The following is a 20,902-nucleotide window of genomic DNA, read 5'->3' as shown; positions in this document are numbered from 1 at the left end:
AGCGGCGCCGGCTCAACCGGCCTTCGGTACCGGCGCCGAGTACTGCTCGGCCTGAAGCGAGTACAGCTCCGCGTAGATACCGCCGCTCGCCAGCAGCTCGTCCGGAGTGCCGGACTCCGCAAGGCGGCCCTGGTCGAGGACGTGCACCAGGTCCGCGTGGCGCACCGACGCCAGCCGGTGCGTGATCAGGACGACGGTCTGCCCGGCCGAGGCCAGGGCGCGGATCTTCTCGAAGACCTCCAGCTCGGCCCGCGCGTCCAGGGCGGCCGTCGGCTCGTCCACGACCAGGATCCGGCCGCGCCGGTAGGCGGCCCGTGCCACGCCGAGCCGCTGCCACTGGCCGCCGGACAGCTCATGGCCGCCGTTGAACTGGCGGGCCAGCAGGGTGTCCAGGCCACGCGGCAGATCGGCCACCACGTCCTCCGCGCCGGCCTCGGCGAGCGACGTGGCCATGCGCTCCTCGGTCAGGGTGTAGGTTCCGCGCCCGAATGAACAATGCGGGTACTTCCTGAACACTGCTTGAACAGTGCTCGGGAGTGCGCCGCTGAGCATTTCGCAATCATGCCCACTCCGACGGGGTGCATGCGGAGCAGTGCGAATTTCTACCGATGAGGGTGAAGTCCTGTGATCGGAGCAGGTGTTCGTGGTTCGAGTGCTTGATCGTATGGGTCAGTTGCTCGTGATCAGCACGGGCTGAGCCCGAAGGTGCGCGATGGTCGCAATACGTAAGCGTGGTGCCGTAGGAGCGGCTGCGTGGATCCGGTACGGCGAGGACGAAGTGCGGGAGGTGTCGTTCGAGCGGCTTGGGCAGCGGCATTTCGAGGGTTCGGTTCCGTGGCGGGCGATGCGGTCGAGACGCGGGCAGACACATCTGCCGGGCAGCTACTGGTCGTCGACGACGGGCGGCCAAGTGATCTTCGAGAGTCAGCTGGAGCTTGCCCGGCTGCTTCTGGCGGACTTCGACCCGGATGTCGTTGGGATTCAGGCGCAGCCGTGCTGGATACGGCACCGGGTGAAGGGGCGGGTGCGTCGCCATGTCCCCGACTTCCTGCTCACACTGCGCAGCGGCCTGGTGCGGGTGGTGAATGTGAAGCCTGCCGACCGGGCGAAGGATCCGAAGGTTCGTGAGGCGCTCGCGTGGCCGGGGGAGCTGTTCTCCGCACACGGGTGGCTGTATGAGGTCTGGTCGGGCTGTGAGCCGGTGGTGTTGAAGAACGTGCGGTTCCTTGCCGGGTATCGGCGACCGTGGGTGGTGGACAGCGAACTCGTCGATCGGGCACGTGAGCTGGTGGGGGACGGCGACGAACTCGTGGTGGCCGAACACAGGTTGAGCGCCTACGGCGAACGTGAGGATGTGCGTCCGGCATTGCTGTCGCTGTTGTGGCGAGGGCATTGGACGACGGACCTGACGCGTCCACTCGGTGGCCGCTCGGTGCTCAGGAGGTGCGCGTGAGCGGGGGTGTGGCGGTGCTGCGGACCGGGCTGGTCGTGCAGCATGACGGTGAGCAGTTCACGGTGGTGGAAATATCCGGGAGCCGGATCCTGCTGCACAGCCGGTCTGGCGGAGTGCGGCAGGTCGATCTGGGGTGGCTGCTGTCGCATCCGACGACGCGGATTCCGGAAGCCGCCGCCGAGCCGCTGCCGGGGCTGGGAGCGCAGTTCTCGGCGCTCAGCAAGGAAGAACAGGCGGCGCTTCAGGAGCAATACGGGCACTTGCTGGAGGTGGAGACCGGATACCGGCACGGATCCGCGGAGTTGGCGCTCGACGGCGAACCGCGCCCGCAGTACGCGCCCGATGTGCCGAAGATGGACCGCTACGAGGCGAAGGCCGCCGAACTCGGTGTGAGTGTCATGACGGTGCGGCGCTGGCTGATGAAGGTCAAAGGCCCCGAAGGAGTGGCCGGACTGCTGCCCGCCGATCGCGGCCGCAGCCCGCTAGGGGAGACGGATCCACGCTGGATCGACATGTGCCGCAAGGTGCTCGACGAGTACGTCGAGGAGAGCACTCCACCGCGGCATCTAATCATCGCGACCGTCGAGGAGCGCCTTGCCGCGGAGTTCGGGCGGGACACGGTGAAGCTGCCGAAGAAGACCGCGGCGTATGCGCTGTTGAAGGAACTGGGCCGGGGACGCAACGCGTTCTCGGGCAGCGCGAAGGGACGCCGCTCGATCGCGAACCGCCCGCCGGGCGTCTACGGCAAGCTGAGGGCGACCCGTCCTGGCGAGTATGTGCTCGTTGATACGACACGGCTGGACGTGTTCGCGATGGAGCCGGTCACCTGCCGATGGGTGCAGTGCGAGCTGACCGTCGCCATGGACCTCTACACGCGCTGCATCACGGGGCTCAGGCTGACGCCGGTGTCGACGAAGGCCGCCGATGTCGCAGCCGTCCTGTATGAGACCGTGCGCCCGCGAACGGACGGAGAGCGGGCGGTCCTGCCGCATCACGGAGTGCCGAATGCGGTGGTGGTGGACGCAGCACGGCTGGTGGACGCGCGGGGTGAGTGGCTGTTGCCGTCGGTGGCGGCTGAGACGCTGGTGTTCGACCACGGCAAGATCTACCTGTCGCAGCATGTGCAGGCCGTGTGTGACCGCCTCGGCATGTCGTTGCAGCCGGCCCGGCCGTACACGCCGACGGACAAGGCGCCGGTAGAGCGCTGGTTTCGGACCCTGCGCGAAGGAGTCCTTGCGGCGCTGCCCGGCTACAAGGGCGCGGATGTGCACAGCCGCGGCAAGGACGTGGAGGAGAAGGCGTTCTTCTTTCTGCCGGAATTGGAAGCGATCATCCGCGAGTGGATCGACCTGATCTACCACCGGCGCGTCCACTCCGGCTTGTGTATCCCGGAGGCACCGGGCCTGGAGATGAGTCCGCTCGATATGTACGAGCACGGCATCCAGCGGGCGGGGCATCTGCGGATCCTGGGGCGTCCGGATCTCGCGTACGACTTCCTCGAGGTGAAGTGGACCACGATCCAGCACTACGGGGTGGAGATCGGCACCTTGCGCTACAACGGGCCTGCTTTGAAGGGACGGCGTAACACGACAAGCCCGTACGGCGGGGTCCACAGCGGGAAGTGGCCGATCGCGATCGACCCTGGGGACATCACTCGCGTCTACATTCAGGATCCCGACCCCAAGAGCAGGCGGTGGCATGAGCTGCGGTGGGAGCACGCGGACGCGCTCGATGGTCCGCTCAGCCGTGAGGCGTGGCAGTACGCGCGCCGGCTGGCGGCCAGGACCCAGCGGTTTCCCGATGCCAAACGCACACTGATCGAGCTGCTGGAGCGGTGGGGCGCCGGGCTGACCGGCAGCCGGGAAGAGCGGCGCATCGCGCTGCGGCTGTCGGATGAGCGGCTCTCCATCATGGGCCCCGACACGGTTGAGCCAGGCGCCGACGAGGACGATCCTCAGATGTCCGTTGCGCAGCTGCCGTCGGTGCGTCAGCTCACGGCTCTGGCCCCCGCCCAGCCCGGGGCCGACGACCGGGATCCTGCTGAGACGCCCGCGATGGATGGGCCTGAGGTAGGGGAGGGCGGGGACGATGACGAGGACGGTGATCTCGATGCCGTCCTCCCCGAAGACGCGGGCGCGGTCAGCGACGAGGAGTACTACGCGGACGCCTGGGAGGTGTCATGACCGCCGCGTTCGAAGACGGGGAGCGCAACTACAGTCCCGTGCAGTTGACGGGTTTTGTGGAGATGTGCGAGCGGCCCGCCCGCGAGCGTCCCCGGCAGTTGAGCCGGGTGGATATCAAGGCTCTGACGCGCCGTGAATTCCTCGCCTACAAGGAGCAGCGCGCGGTGTGGCATGCCAACCTCGGGCCGATCAAGACGGGCCAGCTGCTGGAACTGCATGACGGGCTGGCGGAGATCGTGGACTCGAACCGGCAGGACGGCGACAGGGTGAAGCCGTCGGCGGTGGTCGACGCGTTTCCCGGGTTGGGGAAAACGACCGCGGTCCTGGACTACGTGAGGAAGTATCACCGTGATCAGATTCTGGTGCACGGCGCCACTACCCCCAGCGGGCACCGCCGCGTCCCGGTCGTGAATATCACGCTCACGGGAAACATCACGATCCGCGGCTTGAACGAGGCGATCTGCCGGTTTTATGAACTGCCCGAGACCGGCAATGCGGACCAGCTTGCCGCCCGTGCTGCCCGCGCCGCTCGCGCCATGTGCACGACTGTCATGGTCGTGGACGACATCCATTTCCTCGACCTGCGCCGCACCAACCACCGGGTCGTGGCCAACCACTTCAAGCACCTGTCCACCGTCTTCCCCGTCACGTTCATCTACGTCGGGGTGGGCGTGGAAGCGCGCGGGGTTCTCACCGATGGTCTCGATGACGAGGACGTGGACCTCGCGCAGGCGGCTCGCCGGATGACGACGTTGACACTGCCGCCGTTCACTGTGAAGACGGAGGCTGAGCGGGCGCAGTGGCGCAAGCTGATGCTCGGCATCGAACGGCTTCTCGTCCTTGGCGACGGCTACCGCGGCATGCTCGCCGAAGACCTCTCTGACTGCCTGTATGCCCGATCCACCGGCCACTTCGCGTCACTGATGACGCTCATTGCCCGCGGCTGTCGGCGCGCTGTGGAGAGTGGTGAGGAGCGGCTGACCGTGGACCTCATGGACACCGTCAAGAACGATGTGGCGGCCGAGCGAGGACGCCTAGAACTCCAAGCGGCTCTCGAAGCCGGAACCCTCACTACCAAACCCCGCCGCAAGAAGAAGGGGCCGGGCAGGCGCCCATGACCCTCAACACCGGGGCCAGGGCGCCCGCGTTCTCGACTGAGCGGCTCCCCTATGTGGTGGAGCCGCTGCCGGGCGAGGCCCTGGACAGCTGGATCGAAGCCTACGCTCGTCAACTCATCGTCACCTCCCGCGAGTTCCTGACCTTCATCGGACTTCCCGGCACCCACCCCGAGCGCATGCTGGTCAAACTCCTTCCCGAAGAGACGGCTGTGCTCGCCCGGCGTACCGGAGTCCCGCCCGAGGCGTTGCGCGCGATGACGCTGGAACCCTTTGACCAGACCACCGTGACGGTCCGGCACACCACGCGCGGGCTCGGCTCCCCGCCGCGCTGGCGCCGGCACAAAGGCAGCAGGTACTGCCCCTCCTGCCTGGCCGAGACCGGCGGCCGCTGGCAATTGTCCTGGCGCAGCCCCTGGACCTTTGCCTGTACCCGGCACGCCCAACTCCTGGTGGAGACCTGCGAAGGGTGCGGTCAGCGCCCGCACCCCGCCAGCCGTCACCCCGCGGGCGTGACGAACCCGGCTCTCTGCACCATGGCGCGCGACCTCGCGCGCGGCAGCAAAGGCGCACGCCTGCCCTGCCACACCGACCTCACCACTGCTGTGGCCCAGCCGATTCCTGCCGACGGCCAGATCATCCGCGCCCAGCACTATGTCGACACTGTCATCCGCGGCCACACAGACCGCGACCGAGACCCCGACCAACCGCACCGGAGCCTGGAAGAACTCTTCTTCCTGGCCTGGCGGGGTCTGGCCACGCTCCACGACGCCACCCTCCCCATCCCCCAGACGGCTTCGGATGTCCTGGAAGAAGCCGACGGACACGCCCTGGCCCTGCTGACCGGGCTCAGCAACGAGACTGCCACCGATGTGGCGGTCGGCACCGCGCTCGCCATGACCGTCCTGGAGCGCGACCACCTCCACAGTGATGCGGTACTGCGATGGATCGCCGACTCGCACCTGCGCAAAAACGGCTCCATGGAAGTGTTGTTGAAGGTCAACTCCTGGCGTACGTCCTGTTCACCGGCCACCGTGACGCGCGCGTTGACCGTCATCGACACCCGCCTGCGGATCATCGACCGGCTTCGCTTCGCCACAACTTCCCCCACCCCACAACCGCCTGCCGCGCACCCCGAGCGGATCGAGCGCCGCGCCGCGGCGATCCCGGCGACGCTGTGGCCAACGTGGAGCATGAGGCTCATGCCGCACCAGATCGGCGGGCCCAGGGGTGCGAAGGTCGCCGAGTTCCGCGCCGGGCTCAGCGCACTTCTCCTGGTCGTCCGCTCCACCAGCCGTGTCTATCGCGACGCACTCGCACTTCTCGGCGACCCCGTGTCTCCGAGCTTCGTCAAAAGCATGATCACCCGACTCGACCGCCAGTACCTGCTCCCCCTGCTGGCAGCGCTGACACAACTGGCCGACGCCCTCGACGATCATGGATCGCCCATCGACTACCAGCGGCGCCGGAGCCTGGCCGACACAGGACTGACCATCGACCGCCCGGCCTACCGGCAACTCGCCGCCCATAACCGCTGGCGCTCTCCCACCGACCGAAGCCTGGAAGCCCTGGACCGATATCTCAGGGCGATGTGGACCGGCACGCTCACCGACACCGACCACCGCCTGAACGACCTGCGCTTTCGCGCGGATCCTGCGGTGCGCGCCTTCCTGTTCGACCAAGCCGCCGGACACCTGAAGCGACTGGGCATCGACGAACCCGTCACCTGGGAACCACCGTCCGAGTGGGTCCGCGGCATCCCCTGGCCCGGCACCGAACCGGTCGACATCAGCGCGGAGGAATTCCGGCGCACCGCAGCACGCCACCGCACACTCACTGATGTCGCCGACTCCCTGGGCATCGGCGTTGAGCACGCCCGCCTGTACGTCGAACTCGCCAGCACCATCCCTACAGTTCAGCGTAGGACGCCCGGCGCCCCTCGCGGTCCGCGTACCACGGCCCCAGACCCCGCAGCCCTGCATGACCTGTACGTGACCCAGGGCCTCTCCCTTCGGGGTGTGGGCAAGGCCACCGGTTCCAGCGTGGAGGTGCTCAAGGCGGCACTCCGGGAAGCCGGTATCGCCATACGCCAACCCCGGGAACGGGCCAGCAGGGGGTACCGCCTCGATCGTGACTGGCTCTATGAGCAGTACGCCGTGAAGTACCGGGGTTTTGCCGAGATAGCCGAAGAAGTCAAAATGGACGTGCGCACCGTTCGCCGTATCGCCCGCACGCTCGGCCTCTCGATCAGGCGACACGAAGGAGTACCCCGGGATTTCACCGAGACCGCTCGCGGACTGGACCTGCCCCACGCCGTGTATCAGGCGTTCTGCGGACGCGACGCGGTGCAGCGGGTCAGAAATGTCAGTCTGCTGATCGATCACCCTACGGTCCCTGAGGCCGCCGCAGCCGGCGGAATCCGCGTCGCAGGCCTTCAGCGGCAGACGGTAGTCATCGAGAATTTCACCGGGTTCCGCCTCCTGGACACCTCGGAATCGCCGCGGCTTACCGCCCAGGGCCGACAACTCCTGCATGATGCCAGACCGGTGCTCGAGCGCTACGCCCGCCTGTACGCCGATACTCCTGGCGCCGCATCCGGCGTGCACGGGAGAGGCCCCCGCACCGCCGCCCCCGCCCCAGACATCCTTCGAGATCTCTACGTCGACCAGGGGCTCTCACTCCATAAACTCAGGGATACCACCGGCGCCAGCATCACCGTCCTCAAGCAAGCCCTGAGCAGCGCTGGAATCGAGATCCGCAAACAGGGGCACCGCCCCGGGTACCCCTTCGAGATCGACCGCGACTGGCTGTATGAGCAGTACGTCGTGCAGCACCGAACCTTCAGCGACATCGCCGATGAGGTCGGGGCGGTCTCGACAACCGTCCTCAACATCGCCAGAAAACACAACATCCCGATTCGGAGTGCGGTCGGAGTACCCCGGGACTTCGCCGCCACCACACAGGGACTCGTCATCCCTCATGTCGTCTATCGGGCGTTCTCCGGATGGAAGTCCGTGGTACGGCTGAAGAAGATCAGCCTGCTACTTGACCACCATGCACTGGAAACTGCCGCCGAAGCGGCGAACGTGCGGCCGTCAGAGCTGAAGCGGATCGCCGCAATCATCGAGAAGGACACCGGCATTCCCATACTGGAGACCGTGAAGGCCCCGAGGCTCACAGCGGCAGGACGAACGCTTCTGCAGCAGGTCATGCCGGTCCTTCAACGTTATGAAGCCAGGGTGGGTGGCACTTCCGCACCATAAGCGTCCGTGACGGGCTGAGGGCATCTCGGGCCAAAGCCTGGAGCGTTGCCCGGAAAAGGATCCGCCGCGAGGGGATCTGGCAAGAGAGCCGGGACTCGAGTCTGGCGTGGTACCGCTAAAGACGCTCGATCCATCGACAGTCCCCTTTACCGTGTTCACCAGCAAGAAGAAGGCGTTCCACACCACCGCCCGGCTCATCGTGCGCCGCGTCAGGCGACTGAACCCGAAGAGCGTGCCCGAGGGCCAGGCCGAACTGTTCAGCGTCTGGCGCCACCACGTCATCTTCACCGACAGTCCCTTCGTCCTGGCCCAGGCCGAACCCATGAGCCGCGAACACGCCCAGGTCGAGCAGGTCTTCGCCGATCTGGATGACTCCGCGCTCGGTCATCTGCCCTCGGGGCAGTTCACCGCGAACGCCGCCTGGCTGACCCTGGCAGCCACGGCCTGCAACCTCACCCGCGACGCCGGCCACCTCGCCTCCGCCTTCCACGCCAAGGCCCGCACCGGCACCATCCGCAGCCACCTGATCAACATCCGCGCCCGGATCGCCGCAGGCGTCCGCCGACTCACCCTCCACCTGCCCCAACACTGGCGCTGGCAGCACGACTTCGCCGACCCGTGGACGGCGACCGGACAGCGCATGGTCACCTGACCCACGCGACCGCCCTGCCCGCCCACGACCCGGAAGACCTTGGAGACCCGCACCGGACGGCCACCCGGCAATCACCGCTGTCCACACCCCGAAGAAACACCCGGAACCCGTCCGACACCCGTGATCAGAATTCACACGGTGGATCAAGGCTGAAGGCCGAGACCTGCTGGAAGAAGCACGGCACGTACTCGCCAGATATGACCTTTCTGCTGCTGTGCCCGAGGAGATCAGTTCGGGCTAAGCGATGAGAGTGGCTGCATCAATGTCCAGCAGAGGTCGTCGAATTCCTCGCCCACCTCCCAGGACCTCAAGAACCCCTTTTCGGCCAAATGATCCAGGATGGTCCGAAGGGAGGAGCAGGGGATCCCACATTCTCGTGCCACGTGTTCTGCTTCGGCCATTCCCTGAACGTCGGCCGGGGCAGAATGGGCGGCGAGACAGAGGACGACGAGTCGGGGCAGAGCGGCAGTGCCCGTATTGACGCAGCAGGCGCGGCGCAATGCCCAATCGGCGGCGCGGAGTCGGTCAGGGCGTGCCGGGCGCTGCGTGAATAGGCCGCGATCGAGCAACTGGATCACGGCCCCCCGAGGTGCCGTCGGGATGGTGCACAGCCATTGCGCTTGAGTGAGCTCCTGCCAAGGGTCCATGAGATCCCCCAAGCGAAGACTTCTGAGGAGGCCCAGGGGCACGTGCGCTTGACCGGCGCCGTTCATGCGCAGCGCGCTCTGAAGGGCGAGGAGCCGTGAAGCTGCTCCGGTGTCGGGCGGGAGTGCAGACGCAAGGTAACTGAGCATCTCTCGTACCCGAGTTGGGCTGTCTGGCCCCTTCGGGCGTCGTCTGTGGCGGGCTGTTCTCCGCCCCGATGGGGGAATCTCGGCAGTCAGGCTCGTTTCAGGGATAACTGAGGCCTGAGCGGTAGCGGCCGCACATGCGGCGCATGCATCGGTCAGACGCCACAGGCGTCCGCCGCGCTCGCGCGCGAGCAGGAGCCGGATGGGGCCTTGGCATCCCCGATGGCGGCGGTGCCAGCAACAGCCCCGCTCGTGGCACTGGCACGTCCGCAGGTGCGTCGGCAGCGGGGCCCGGTGTGCGTGCAGGGCCAGGTGGGCCAGGAGTTCGGCTCGGGCCGAGTGGCCGTTGACCGGGCGGTCGCTGTGGGCGCAGTGCTGGCACACGAGGACCGGGCCGCCAGGCTGCGGGCGCAGTTCCACGGTCCAGGTGCGCCGCACTCCAGGGTGGGCGAAGCGGAGCCTCATGGCGCGTGCGTTCCTCCTGTCGTTTCCGCGCCGGCCCCCGTCGGGCTGGGATCGGGCGCACACGGTAGTGCAGACCCCTGCCCTTTGCTGGGGTGCCTGGCGGGCGAAAATAGGGCAGAGGTCTGCACTGACAGGGCAGGTGTCTGCGCCGTCGGATGGTCGGGTGACGATCTTCCCGCCCGATCCGGACTTCGACGCTCTACGTCTGGAGCTTGCTCGGCTGCGTGCGGCGCGGGGATGGACGTACGACGAGCTAGCGGCACGGAGTGGCCTGGCCAGAAGGACTCTGATCGAGATCGAGCAAGGTCGCACGATCGGCACCCTCAAGACGTGGCATGCCCTCGCTCACGCGCTCAGCACTCCGCTCGACGAATTTTTCGGCGCCCTGTGCCGTGGGCACGAACTCCCTCGGCGGACGAGCGACTGACGGGCCCGGGGCCCGCTGAATGAATCACCCGATCAAGCGAGCCTGATGCGAACGTTTGGGCGTTTATTCGAATGCATGTCGCCTCGCGCAGGGCCGTTCGGCGGACGCCATCGGCCTGGACGCCGTCCGCACGGCGTGTTGCCTGGCACCTTCAGGCGCATGCGCCCCTCATCTACACACCGGGACCGGGACGGCAGCCCCGGGCAGTGCCACCAGCGACGCTCATTGCGTGTCGCTCCCGACAGCCCCACCCGCCTTCTGCGCTGTGCTCAGCGCGACCATTGCCGTGAGTGCGGCAACGCCGTTGAGTGGTATCACCGAGTCCGTGACCGCCCCGTCCGTCTGCACCCGCGGGAACTGCCGGTAGCCGAGGTGCCTGCCGACCATCGCTGGCACGTCAGCTCAGGCCTCGCGTATCCCGCCGGGGACGGAAGCGCATGGTGCCGACTGGCCCACGACGTTGTCTGCCCGGCTCGCGATGCCGGCCCGGCCACCGTGCCCACGCTGACCAGGCTGCGGCGGGTGCTAGCCGTGAACACCCGCCGCTTGACCGACGCCGGTGTCTTCACTCTGACCACGCCGACGGACCCGCTGGCTCAGCAGCCGGAGGATTCCTGCCGACCCGCCAGACCCGTCGTCCAACTCCTGTACGTCCGCTACCTCGCAGCCCGTCCCGTGGATGAGATCCAGTGTGTGGCCCAGACACGGCAGCGCGGCCGATGCGGTCACAGGATGCTCGCTTCGGGCGCACCGGCGGGCGTCTGGAAACTGGTTCCCGCAACGGCCACCCGAGGTCAACTAGCTCTGCCCTCCGCGGTGATGGCGCTGTACGACCTGTCCTCTCTGCCGTACGCCGAGCAATTGCGCTGGCGTACACAACGCTGCCCTCAGCACGCGGCTGCCCCGACGGCAGCCGACCTCGCACTGACCGACTGGGAACCCTTCGACCCGCTCGTCCACCACGCGCACGTGCACGCTCGTCTTCCGAACCACGTTCGCCGGTCACGTCCTGGTGGCGATGCGTGGAAGGCGACCCGGCGATGAGTCGGCAGCACGCCGTGGAGATCATCTTGACCAGGCCGGCCACTCGCGGAGAGCTTCACCGAGCATGTCGAGTCGTGCCGCTCGCGGCGAACGCAGACCGCACCCGCCTGATGACTGTGCGCCGGGCCAAGTCGTCAGGGCGCGCGCTGCGGTCACTTCGTAACGAACTCGATCGGCTACTGCCCATCGACGTTCTGACGACCCACTACCCCGACGCATCAGGCCGGGTCCTCCTCAACCTTGCCCTCACCCGCGCCATGCGTTCAGTGATCAATCAGGCCGCGGCAGCTCGGGGGCAGAAACCCGGGGACTTCCTCGGCCGGACTGTCGTAGCGGCCCTGGAACGAGACGAGCGAGACCGTACCCGCTAGCTGGCGGCGCAGCTCCAGGGGCTCCTCATCCACCATGCCCCTGAAGATGTCCTGGCCTGTGCGGCCAGCGTCCTGCTCGAGTGCCGTCACTCCGCGTCGTCTCCTCCCTCGCACCACGCGAACCCCTGCCGACCGAACAGTTCCCATACGACCCCTTGACTCTCCATCATTTACGGAGCCCGTGTTGCACACGCCAACCCACGAACAGGCTCACGCCGTCGACGCTTTCCGTGATGGTCAACACCTTGTGTTGCAAGCCGGAGCCGGCACCGGCAAAACCAGCACGCTGTGCATGCTGGCCGCGAGCACCCGACGCCGTGGCCGCTACCTTGCCTTCAACAAGGACATCGCCAATGACGCCGCAACCCGCTTCCCACGCTCCGTGCTGTGCAAGACCGCACACGCGACGGCCTATGCAGCCGTCGGCCACCGCTTCGCTCGCCGTCTCAACAGCCCGCGCCAACCGGCATGGCGCATCGGACAGGCTCTCGGTATCAGGTCACCTGTCCGCATCGGTGATCACGAGATCGGCCACAGGACCCTGTCCCACACCGTTCTGCGTACGGTGGCCCGCTTCTGCCAGTCGTCTGACGGGACTCTGGCACCCCACCACGTACCTGCCTTGCGCAGGCTCGGAACACCGAGCGAGCGCGCCCAACTCGCCGACAGTGTCATGCCGTTCGCAGCGAAGGCCTGGGCAGATCTGCAGAATCCCGAGGACGGCGTGGTCCGCTTCGAGCACGACCACTACCTGAAATTGTGGGCGCTGACCGAACCGAAGATCGAGGCCGACTTCCTCTTCCTCGACGAAGCCCAGGACACCAACCCCGTCCTCGAGCAGGTCTTCGCCGCTCAACGCGACCACGCCCAGCTGGTGATGGTCGGCGACTCCGCCCAGGCCATCTACGGATGGCGCGGTGCCCAGGACGTGATGACAGGCTTCGACGCCACCCACCTCACCTTGACCCGATCCTTCCGCTTCGGCCCGCTCCTCGCCGAACAGGCCAACCGCTGGCTCGCGTTCACCGACGCTCCGATCCGGCTGACCGGTACCGACACGATTCCGACGAAAGTCGGCCTGGTTGCCTGCCCGGACGCAGTGTTGTGCCGCACCAACATCGGCGCCATGACCGAAGTCATGAGACAGCTGGAGGCCGGCCGTCGGGTGGCTCTGAGCAGGGGCGCACAGACACTCACCGCTCTGGCGCTAGCTGCCCGGGACCTCAAAGACGGCCGTCGCACCGCCCACCCTGAACTGGTTCTCTTCGCCTCCTGGGGAGAGCTGCAGGACTACGCGGAGCACGATCCCGCCGGCCGAGATCTGCAGCCGTTCGTGGAACTTGTCGACACTCATGGTCCCGAAGCTGTCATCGCCGCCGTCGACGCGCTGACCGACGAGGACAAGGCCGAGGTGACGGTTTCCACCGCTCACAAGGCAAAGGGCCGGGAGTGGCCCGAAGTCAGAATCGCCGACGACTTTCCCCCGCCGCCCGACAGTGACCAGCAGGACGCCAGCGGCCGCCCCATCCCAGAAGCGGTGAGTGATACGGACGCACGCCTTGCCTACGTCGCCGTCACTCGCGCCCGGCGTCAGCTGGACCTCGGAGGGCTCGCATGGATCGAGAACCATCCACCTGCTGTTGAAGGTTCGGACGAGCCGAAGCACAGGGTTGCTCCGTAACGCAGTGCCGTGGCTGGTGCTCTCGCGAGAGGGCAGGTGTCCGTCGGTGTACAGAACCCGGCGTATAGCCCGACTCGTCTGCCGCTTCGTATATCCGCAGGCAAAGGCTATGTTTACTGGCTGAACAAATCCTTGGGGTCGAATCCGGGTTGAATCCGCACTGAGGGTATCGTCGTTTCTATCTGCCGCCCATACGGCAAATCCGGGCATTCTGGGTGTCGGATGTGGTCCAGGGCCGCCCTATAGCAGACATCTCGGATGCTGATGCACTCGGAAGTACATGTACGAGGTGTCTTCCTGCCGACCCGCTCTGGCTGAACTCGATCACCGATCGTGCGCCCTGCGGCGGACTGACAGCGGACCATGGAAGTGATCACTGGCGAGAGCATTTCGCGGACTGCCCCTACTGGGAACAACTGGTTCGGAGCGTCGTGCCTGTGCCACACGTTGCCCGCGAGGTCGCCCGGTACGGGCTGGAGTACACCACCAGTCCGGAGCCGGAGAACTTCGCCTGGTACTTCAACGGCACCCTCACCAAGGGCGGCTTCCCCGTGCCCTTCGACGAGATCCCCGAACTCGAACGCGCGGTGGCGCTGATCATCGAGGAGTCACGGCGGATCGAGTTCGGCAAGCCGTTCGAGGAGCAGGGGCTGGAAGACCTCGACATCCCTTTCTCGCAATGGCTGAAGGACAACGACATCGAGGGCACGACCAAGGAACTCTTCAACTCCTACGGCGCTGGCCTGTGTTTCGGTATCGGCCCGGACGACGTCTTCGCCCTCCACGTCATCTCCTGGGTGACAGGCTGCGGCAACAGCGTGCGGAACCTGTTCAACGGCTCCACGATCAAGCTCGCCAAGGGCACGGCCAGTCTCTACGGCGCCATACAGAGCGCTGATGGCTGCGGCGGACTTCGTCGAGTGTGCGCCGCGGCCCGTCGGCCGTGTGCCCTGACCATGTCAGGGCCTGATGCGGTTCTCGTAATCCTGTCCGCTGATCTTGGCCACGGTGCAGGACCTGCCGTTACCGGAGACGGTGGGCTCCTTGCCGTCGGTCCCGTTGCCCCAGCGCACCGTGTCGAAGACGGCGCCGTCCAACCGGATGGCGCCCACGGTCTGCGCGATCACCGTGCTGGAGTCGCCCGTGATCCTGAGGTTGTCGGCCGCCTCCACGGTGACGGTGTTGAACCGGCCGCCGATGATGACCGTTCCACACGTTCCGGTGAGCCCGATGGTGTTCGCCTGGCCTTCGATGACGACGTCGTGCCCTGTGCAGTCGGTGGCCCGCCTGCTGTAACTGCTGCTGATGGTGGGTGACATGGCACCGCCGGTGGCAGCGGCTGAGGTTGAGTCCGGATCGCTTGTCGAACCGGCGGCGTGCGAACCGGTGCCGCTATCGGTACGCGCCGCGCCGGGGCTACGTATCGCCGACCCGGCGCTCGCGGCAGGAGCCGGCTCCGACGCGTTGTCGGCACAGCCGACCATCGTCGAGAGGGTCAAAGCGAGGAGGGTGCGGGAAAGCAGTGTCGCCTTGCGCATGGCGGGATTTCCCTTTCGGTGGTGATTCTGCGGCCGACCGGTTTTCCTGTACGCGTTCGTGGACAGAGCGAGAGCCAGGTCAGTGGCACGTGCAACGCGATCGAGCGTCGGCACCGGGCGGCTGTGGATGTAGCACTGTCGTCGCTCCCGGAACCGCTGCGGCCTGCACCTGCGCGGGAACGGAACTCGACGATCTGGTACGGCGGTCAGTCCGACGCTGGTGCGTCGGCCGCGGGGAGGTGGTCCTCCGCCCACACGATCACGGCAGCGAGGGGAATGAGGAAGGCGTTGCCGTGCGGTGAGAGTGCGTAGAGGGTTTGCGAGGACGGGTCGCGCGGGACAGTTCGGGTCACGAGGTCAACCGTGGTTAGTTCCCGGAGGCGTTCGGCGAGCATGCGGTCGCCGATGCCAGGGATTCGATCGCGAACCTGGGCGAAGTCGGCCGGGCCTTTGGCCAAGGCCGCGATGATCAGGCCGTTCCAGCGTCTGCCCAGCAGGACGAAAGCCCGATCAGCGGCCAGAAGGGATGCGGGCAGCCGCGGGGCGTCGGACCGGTGCTCCCGCTGAGCGCAGCGCGGGGTGTTCATGATGGCTGTTCCTTCTCCGTGGGCGCCTGGCATCACAGCGCGATGCCAGGCGCCGCACATCGTTCTGGCCGTTTGATGTTCGTTGGACCAACCTGGCCGCACAGCTGGGAATGTCTTCCCCGCGCAGGGGTGAGTTCGCTCTCTGCGAGGTCAGCCCATGTGGGCGGGCGCGGCGCCTTCCGTCTGCTGCTGCTTGCCGGCGTTCACGGCCAGGGTTGTGACCACTGCGCCGACCAGAAATATGGCGCCCGCGCCGACGAAGGCCACGGTGTAGCCGTGCGTCAGTGCCTCACTGGCCTTCGAGACCAGACCGAAATCCTTGGCGGCGAGTCCCCGGTAGAGGCTGGAGGCCGCCTCGGGCAGCTTGTCGTCGGCTGCAGACGTGGAGATCGTCGACAGAACGGCGAGACCGAGCGCGCCGCCGATCTGCTGGGCCGTGTTCAGAAGCGCTGACGCGACGCCTGTGTCCAGGTGGTCCACGCCGCTGACCGAAGTCACCGTCAGCGGGACGAAGGCCGCCCCCAGTCCTGTGGCCGTGACGAACATCGCGGGCACCAGATGACCCGCGTATGAGGAGTCGGTCCCCAGGGTGGAGAACCAGAACATGCCTGCCGCCCCGATCGTCAGGCCCAGTGCGGCGATCAGTCGCGGTGCGAAGTGGGTGACCAGCTTGGAGCTCACGCCCGCGGCAGCGGACATGCCGATGCTGAAGGGCAGATAGGCGAAGCCGGTTTGGATCGCGCTGTAGCCAAGGACCAGCTGCATGTACAGCGTCAGGAAGTAGAACGTGGCGAACATGCTCGAGCCGATCAGCAACATCGTGGTGTAACTACCGCTGCGGTTACGGTCCTTGAACATGCGCAGCGGCATCATCGGGTCCGATACGCGGGACTGCAGGACCAGGAACGCGCACAGCAGCACGGCGGACGCCGCGAAGGAGATCAGTGTCAGGCCGTTCGTCCAACCGTGTTCGCCGCCTCGGGTGATGGCGTAGACGAGGGTGATCAGCCCACCCGTGCCCGTGATCGCGCCGGAGATGTCCAGGCGGCCGGGGTGGCGTTCGGCCTCGACCAGGGACCTCGTTCCGGCGAGGACGGCCAGGCCGATGGGGATGTTGATGAAGAACACCCAGCGCCAGCTGAGAGTTTCGGTCAACGTGCCGCCCAGCAGCATTCCGACCGTGGCGCCGACGCCGCCCATGGCCGCGTACACGCCCATGGCCGTATTGCGTGACCTGCCCACCGGGAAAGTGGTGGTGATGAGAGCCAGCGCGCTGGGAGCGGCGATCGCGGCGCCGACACCCTGCATCACCCGGGCGCCGAGCAACAGCCCTTCGTTCGGGGCGAGTCCGCCCATCAGGGAGGCGAGGGTGAATATGAGGATGCCGACCTGAAACATCCGCAGTCGTCCGAACAGGTCGCCGGCCTTGCCTCCGAGCAGGAGCAGGCCGCCGAAGGCGAGGGCGTAGGAGTTGACGATCCAGGCCAGATTCGCGTCGGAGACGCCGAGGTCGGTCTGGATGGAGGGCAGGGCGATGTTGGTGATGGTGTTGTCGAGGACCATCATCAGCTGGGCCGCGGCGATCACGAAGAGCGCGATGCCGAGGTGCCGGTTGCCCGGGGCGGCCCCAGTCGCATCGGCACCCGCCTGAGCGGGAGTGGTGATCGTACTGTCGGCAGACAACGGAGAACTCCTCAAGGATGGTCGGGAGGCGCGGTAATTCATGAGAACGAGAAAGGGAAGCGGAACATCGATTTGAGTTCCGGGAGATTGCAGACAGTGGGCTGGGCATCACACGCGGGCGCGGTGTCGAGCTCTGCTACCCGATTGCCGATAGAGGTAGATGCGAGGCGTATTCCCGTCTCGAGGTCGAATGGACCGTAACACCTCGGCCCTCGGTGATGGGCACGCTCCCTGATGTGATTGTTCTTGCGCTTGACGTGGGAGACGGATCTGTGGTCGAGCGGCAAGATATCGAAATTGTTCGAGCGTGAATGGGTGACGCTGTCAAACGCAGAATTGTTTTCCCAAAATCTCGTATACGAATACCGGCGACCGCCCGCGCTGAAGCCCTCTGCGATCAGGCGGGAGCCGGACCGAGTCTGCGGTGAACTTGCTGGCCGTCCCGCAAGCCGGCCAGCACGCTCGGGACTCCACCCAGGTCAGCTGATCGTCCTCGCGCCCTGCCCCGCCAGGGCAGGCCCACTCCGGCCCTCGACTTCGTCTGCTCAGCCGGCATCCAGCACACCCTGCCCAGTCCCGCCTGCATCCTCGAAGCCGACCGCCAGGAGTTCGGCATGTCCATCTTGTCCGCCGAATGCCGCGTCATCGTGCGCCACACACGCTCCGGCATGATGGCCGCTGCGGACTGGACCAGGCCGGCCCGACGGATACCGGACGTTAGCTGCACCTACTCCAACCTCCACGACCGCCGCCGCTGAAGCTGCTCGCCAAGGAACTCAGGGTGCCGTCTTCGGCGCCGCCTCCCCCTCAACCGCGGCCCGAACCGGGATGCCATGAACCGCATCCTCGCCGGACGATCACAGCACTCGTACGAAGCACTGACCATCGTCGCCCCGGCAGAGGAAGCCGAAGTGCCTTCGTACCGCTTTCACTCGCCACACGGACCTGAAACACGCGTTCTGCGAAAATGTCCGCCCCCGCGGAGAAACACCCACACGACGAGAGATGACTTCGTCTGCAATTCCGGAAACCCAAAGAACTCCGCGCAACGGATGTCGAGGAACTTCGCCGCCCCGGGAAGGCGACGAAGTCCTCGGCGGAACCCTGCACCAAGCCGGGACCGAGAACCGGCACTTGCGCCGACAACTCGACGGCCGCCATGCCGGCATTCACGAACTGCCGACGCAGGAGGCACCTCTCGGCAAGTAGCAGACCCTCTGCCGCCGACAACCCTGCTGAGATTTTGGCCTCTTTCCGGCCTGGACCTCATCGGTGCCGAGACCCAGCATTCGCTGAGGGCTCCGGCACCGATGATCGCCGGCCTCGCGCGTGCCCCCGTGCTGAGGCGTGGCCGCGCGCGGGAGCTGCCTACTCGGGCAGCGGCAGGTGGCCGATCACCTTCTCGCCCACCGCCGCGGACATCCGGAGAGCCTTGTACCCGTAGTCCCGCATGGCCTCTTCGTAGGCGCCGATGCCGTCCAGGACGTCCTTCTCACCCTGCGCGGCGGCGAGCAGTTCGCCTCCGAGAACGTGTGCGTCACGCAGCGCGGTGTTGGCGCCGATGCCCAGGGCCGGGCTCATGGTATGGATCGCGTCGCCCACCACGGTGACGTTCGAGGGCTCCCAGGCACTGACGGGCACACAGCTGCGCAACGTCAGCGCCTGCACCGTGGCGGTGTCCCACAGTCGTACCGTCTCTACCAGGGCCGGGTGCCAGGAGGCCACACGTTCCAGCGCGTACGCCTTCAGCTGCTCCGGGGTGGCGGTGAACAGCTCGGCGTCGGGCATCATGAGGCTCTCTACGGAGTTGAAGATGCTCAGCGCATAGTTCTTGGTGGCCTCGTTCTGGAAGTCCGGGTCCTGTTCCTTGACCAGCGGGGAGCCGGGGTTGCTGCGCTCCAGCGGGCCGAGGGTGAGCCCGGTCCAGTCGGCGGCGTAGGCCAGCGAGAAGGTGTTGAACAGCTGCTGCGGCAGCTTGGCCTTGGTCTCCTCGGTGATCGGGACCTTCGCGGCGATGTGCCGAGCGGCTAGGTCGACGACCTTCACCTGCGGCAGCCTCTGGGCCCGCACGCTGGAGTTGACGCCGTCCGCGGCGATCAGTACGTCGGCCTCGACACTCTCGCCGTTGTCCAGGAGCACGGTGACGGTGCCGTCGGGGTTGGAGCGGTATCCGGTGACCTTCGCACCGAAGTGCACGGCCTTCTCCAGGCCGAGATAGAGGATCCGGCGCAGCGTCGAGCGGCACACCACCAGATGCTCCGGGATGTCGGTGGGCACCCCCGTGCCCTCGGTGGCGGACCTGTCGCGACCGGGGCGGAGGTTGAGCTGCTCGTCGAACAGCAGCATGTCGTCGTTCGGCATGCCGGAGGTCGCGAGGAACAGCTCCCACAGCCGTGGCTCCAGGGCGGCGTGCAGGGCGGAGGTACCGGTGGAGTTGATGTGAATCCGGTAGCCCGCCTCACGGGCGCCGATGGAGGTGTCACGCTCGTAGACGGCCACGTCCAGGCCGTGCCGGTTCAGGTAGTGGGCCAGCGTCAGCCCGGCAAGACCGCCGCCGGCGATGACAATACGCGTCCCAGACAAAAGTACTCCCAGTGCAATTGGTTTCGTACGAGGGAGCACACTGGGCCTCTCCGAAAGAGAGGACGATTGACACAACCAGACGTAACATTGTCTGGCTGCGCCCCGGACTACCGACCGGGATGCAATTTTGTGTGCTATGAAATTGTTCACCGGAATTTCACCGGTGGGTGCCGGACCGAGTTTCCGGCCAGGGGCACTTCTTCAGCGCGTCAGAGTGTACGCGAGAAAAGGTCCAGCAGTGCCGCCCAGTGGCGTTCCGCGGCGTCGGCGTCGTAGGCGGCGGTGTCCGCCTGGGTGAAGCCGTGGTGTGCGCCGGTGTACACCACGCAGCGGTGAAGTACGCCCGCCGCGGTGAGCGCCTCGTCCAGACGCTCGACCTGCTCGGGGGGCAGTGCGTGGTCCTGGTCCGCGTGGCCGAAGTACAGCTCACCCTTGATGCGGTCGGCGAGCAGGTGCGGACTGTCGGGCGCGGTGGAGGCGAGGTTGGCGCCGTGGAAGCCGGCCGCGGCGGCCACTCGGTCCGGATAGGTGCCGGCCGTGCGCAGTGCCAGACCGGCGCCCATGCAGTAGCCGGTGACGCCGACCGGTCCGCTTCTGGCCATCGGGCACTCGGCCAGCCGGCGCAGGTAGGCGTCGGCGTCCGCCATCGTCGACTCCGGCGTCAGGGACTGGATGAGCGGTCCGATCCGCTGGAAGAGCTCCGGGCGCTCGGCCGGGCCCACGAAGTCCGGCAGGTCGATCACCGGCGCCCGTCCATGGCGGTAGAAGACGTTGGGCACCAGGACCGTGTAACCGGCCGAGGCCAGACGGTCGGCCATCTTCTTCAGATGCGGGCGCAGCCCGAAGGCGTCCATGTAGAGCAGAACGGCGGGAAACGGGCCTGCCCCGTCAGGGTGCACCAGGTAGGCGTCGGCTGCGCCGTCCCGCGTCGCAATGTCCACGGTTGTTCCATGCACACCACTCATACTCACCTCTTCCTTTCTTCCGAACGAGAATTGGTAGATATCTCCCACGGGAAATACCTCGACATTGGTGTCAGAGCCGTCCCACGGACGGCCCGGCCATC

General features: G+C 66.7%; 15 protein-coding genes and 1 pseudogene. 8 read left to right on the top strand and 8 right to left on the bottom strand.

Annotated features, from left to right (window positions below; genetic code table 11):
• Nucleotides 1–12: 12 nt before the first annotated feature.
• Nucleotides 13–477, bottom strand: a pseudogene (locus ACWCRD_RS22890) (ATP-binding cassette domain-containing protein); the annotation flags it as partial.
• Nucleotides 478–712: 235 nt separating this feature from the next.
• On the opposite strand from ACWCRD_RS22890, the gene ACWCRD_RS22885 reads away from it, so the two are divergent.
• From ACWCRD_RS22885 to ACWCRD_RS22855, 7 genes are all read left to right on the top strand, one after another.
• A complete protein-coding gene (locus tag ACWCRD_RS22885; RefSeq protein ID WP_450967644.1) occupies nucleotides 713–1,453 on the top strand; it encodes a TnsA-like heteromeric transposase endonuclease subunit in 741 nt (246 codons plus the stop codon).
• The gene (locus ACWCRD_RS22880) at nucleotides 1,450–3,636 is read left to right on the top strand and encodes an integrase (RefSeq protein WP_450967643.1); all 2,187 of its coding nucleotides are present in this window, start codon (nucleotides 1,450–1,452) and stop codon (nucleotides 3,634–3,636) included. Before ACWCRD_RS22885 ends, ACWCRD_RS22880 begins: the two co-directional genes overlap by 4 nt.
• Nucleotides 3,633–4,754 (top strand): AAA family ATPase, encoded by a 1,122-nt coding sequence (locus tag ACWCRD_RS22875; RefSeq protein WP_450967642.1) that lies wholly within the window; start codon nucleotides 3,633–3,635, stop codon nucleotides 4,752–4,754. Before ACWCRD_RS22880 ends, ACWCRD_RS22875 begins: the two co-directional genes overlap by 4 nt.
• A complete protein-coding gene (locus ACWCRD_RS22870; RefSeq protein ID WP_450967641.1) occupies nucleotides 4,751–8,014 on the top strand; it encodes a TniQ family protein in 3,264 nt (1,087 codons plus the stop codon). The genes ACWCRD_RS22875 and ACWCRD_RS22870 overlap by 4 nt, the downstream gene beginning before the upstream one ends.
• A 151-nt stretch (nucleotides 8,015–8,165) precedes the next feature.
• Nucleotides 8,166–8,666, top strand: coding sequence for a transposase (locus ACWCRD_RS22865; protein ID WP_450967640.1), 501 nt, complete (start codon nucleotides 8,166–8,168; stop codon nucleotides 8,664–8,666).
• A 1,419-nt stretch (nucleotides 8,667–10,085) separates the two neighbouring features.
• Nucleotides 10,086–10,349, top strand: a complete 264-nt coding sequence (locus ACWCRD_RS22860) for a helix-turn-helix transcriptional regulator (RefSeq protein ID WP_450967639.1) — start codon at nucleotides 10,086–10,088, stop codon at nucleotides 10,347–10,349.
• Between the two features lie 45 nt (nucleotides 10,350–10,394).
• The gene (locus ACWCRD_RS22855) at nucleotides 10,395–11,393 is read left to right on the top strand and encodes a DUF6083 domain-containing protein (RefSeq protein ID WP_450967638.1); all 999 of its coding nucleotides are present in this window, start codon (nucleotides 10,395–10,397) and stop codon (nucleotides 11,391–11,393) included.
• A 263-nt stretch (nucleotides 11,394–11,656) separates the two neighbouring features.
• On the opposite strand, the gene ACWCRD_RS22850 is transcribed toward ACWCRD_RS22855, so the two are convergent.
• Nucleotides 11,657–11,800 carry a hypothetical protein gene (locus ACWCRD_RS22850; RefSeq protein WP_450967637.1) on the bottom strand — a complete coding sequence of 48 codons (144 nt, stop codon included), beginning with the start codon at nucleotides 11,798–11,800 and terminating at the stop codon, nucleotides 11,657–11,659.
• A gap of 148 nt (nucleotides 11,801–11,948) precedes the next feature.
• Here ACWCRD_RS22850 and ACWCRD_RS22845 point away from each other — a divergent pair, with 148 nt between their 5' ends.
• Nucleotides 11,949–13,445, top strand: coding sequence for a UvrD-helicase domain-containing protein (locus ACWCRD_RS22845; protein WP_450967636.1), 1,497 nt, complete (start codon nucleotides 11,949–11,951; stop codon nucleotides 13,443–13,445).
• A gap of 608 nt (nucleotides 13,446–14,053) precedes the next feature.
• Here the strand turns inward: ACWCRD_RS22845 and ACWCRD_RS22840 are convergent.
• The 6 genes from ACWCRD_RS22840 to ACWCRD_RS22815 all read right to left on the bottom strand — a co-directional run bounded on the left by ACWCRD_RS22840 (nucleotide 14,054) and on the right by ACWCRD_RS22815 (nucleotide 20,801).
• Nucleotides 14,054–14,230 carry a hypothetical protein gene (locus ACWCRD_RS22840; RefSeq protein ID WP_450967635.1) on the bottom strand — a complete coding sequence of 59 codons (177 nt, stop codon included), beginning with the start codon at nucleotides 14,228–14,230 and terminating at the stop codon, nucleotides 14,054–14,056.
• Between the two features lie 174 nt (nucleotides 14,231–14,404).
• Nucleotides 14,405–14,764 (bottom strand): DUF3060 domain-containing protein, encoded by a 360-nt coding sequence (locus tag ACWCRD_RS22835; RefSeq protein WP_450967634.1) that lies wholly within the window; start codon nucleotides 14,762–14,764, stop codon nucleotides 14,405–14,407.
• A gap of 425 nt (nucleotides 14,765–15,189) precedes the next feature.
• Entirely contained in the window at nucleotides 15,190–15,570 is a 381-nt protein-coding gene (locus tag ACWCRD_RS22830; protein ID WP_450967633.1) for a winged helix-turn-helix transcriptional regulator, read from the bottom strand.
• Nucleotides 15,571–15,720: 150 nt separating this feature from the next.
• Complete coding sequence (locus ACWCRD_RS22825; protein ID WP_450967632.1) at nucleotides 15,721–17,253, bottom strand: MFS transporter; 1,533 nt, start codon at nucleotides 17,251–17,253, stop codon at nucleotides 15,721–15,723.
• 1,368 nt (nucleotides 17,254–18,621) lie between these two features.
• Nucleotides 18,622–19,836 (bottom strand): FAD-dependent oxidoreductase, encoded by a 1,215-nt coding sequence (locus ACWCRD_RS22820; protein ID WP_450967631.1) that lies wholly within the window; start codon nucleotides 19,834–19,836, stop codon nucleotides 18,622–18,624.
• Nucleotides 19,837–20,045: 209 nt separating this feature from the next.
• Entirely contained in the window at nucleotides 20,046–20,801 is a 756-nt protein-coding gene (locus tag ACWCRD_RS22815) for a dienelactone hydrolase family protein (protein ID WP_450967630.1), read from the bottom strand.
• Nucleotides 20,802–20,902: the final 101 nt, after the last annotated feature.

It is taken from the genome of Streptomyces sp. NPDC002092, assembly GCF_053593775.1.
Note: the sequence above shows the minus strand (reverse complement) of the source record. Positions and strands in the feature narration are given on the sequence as shown.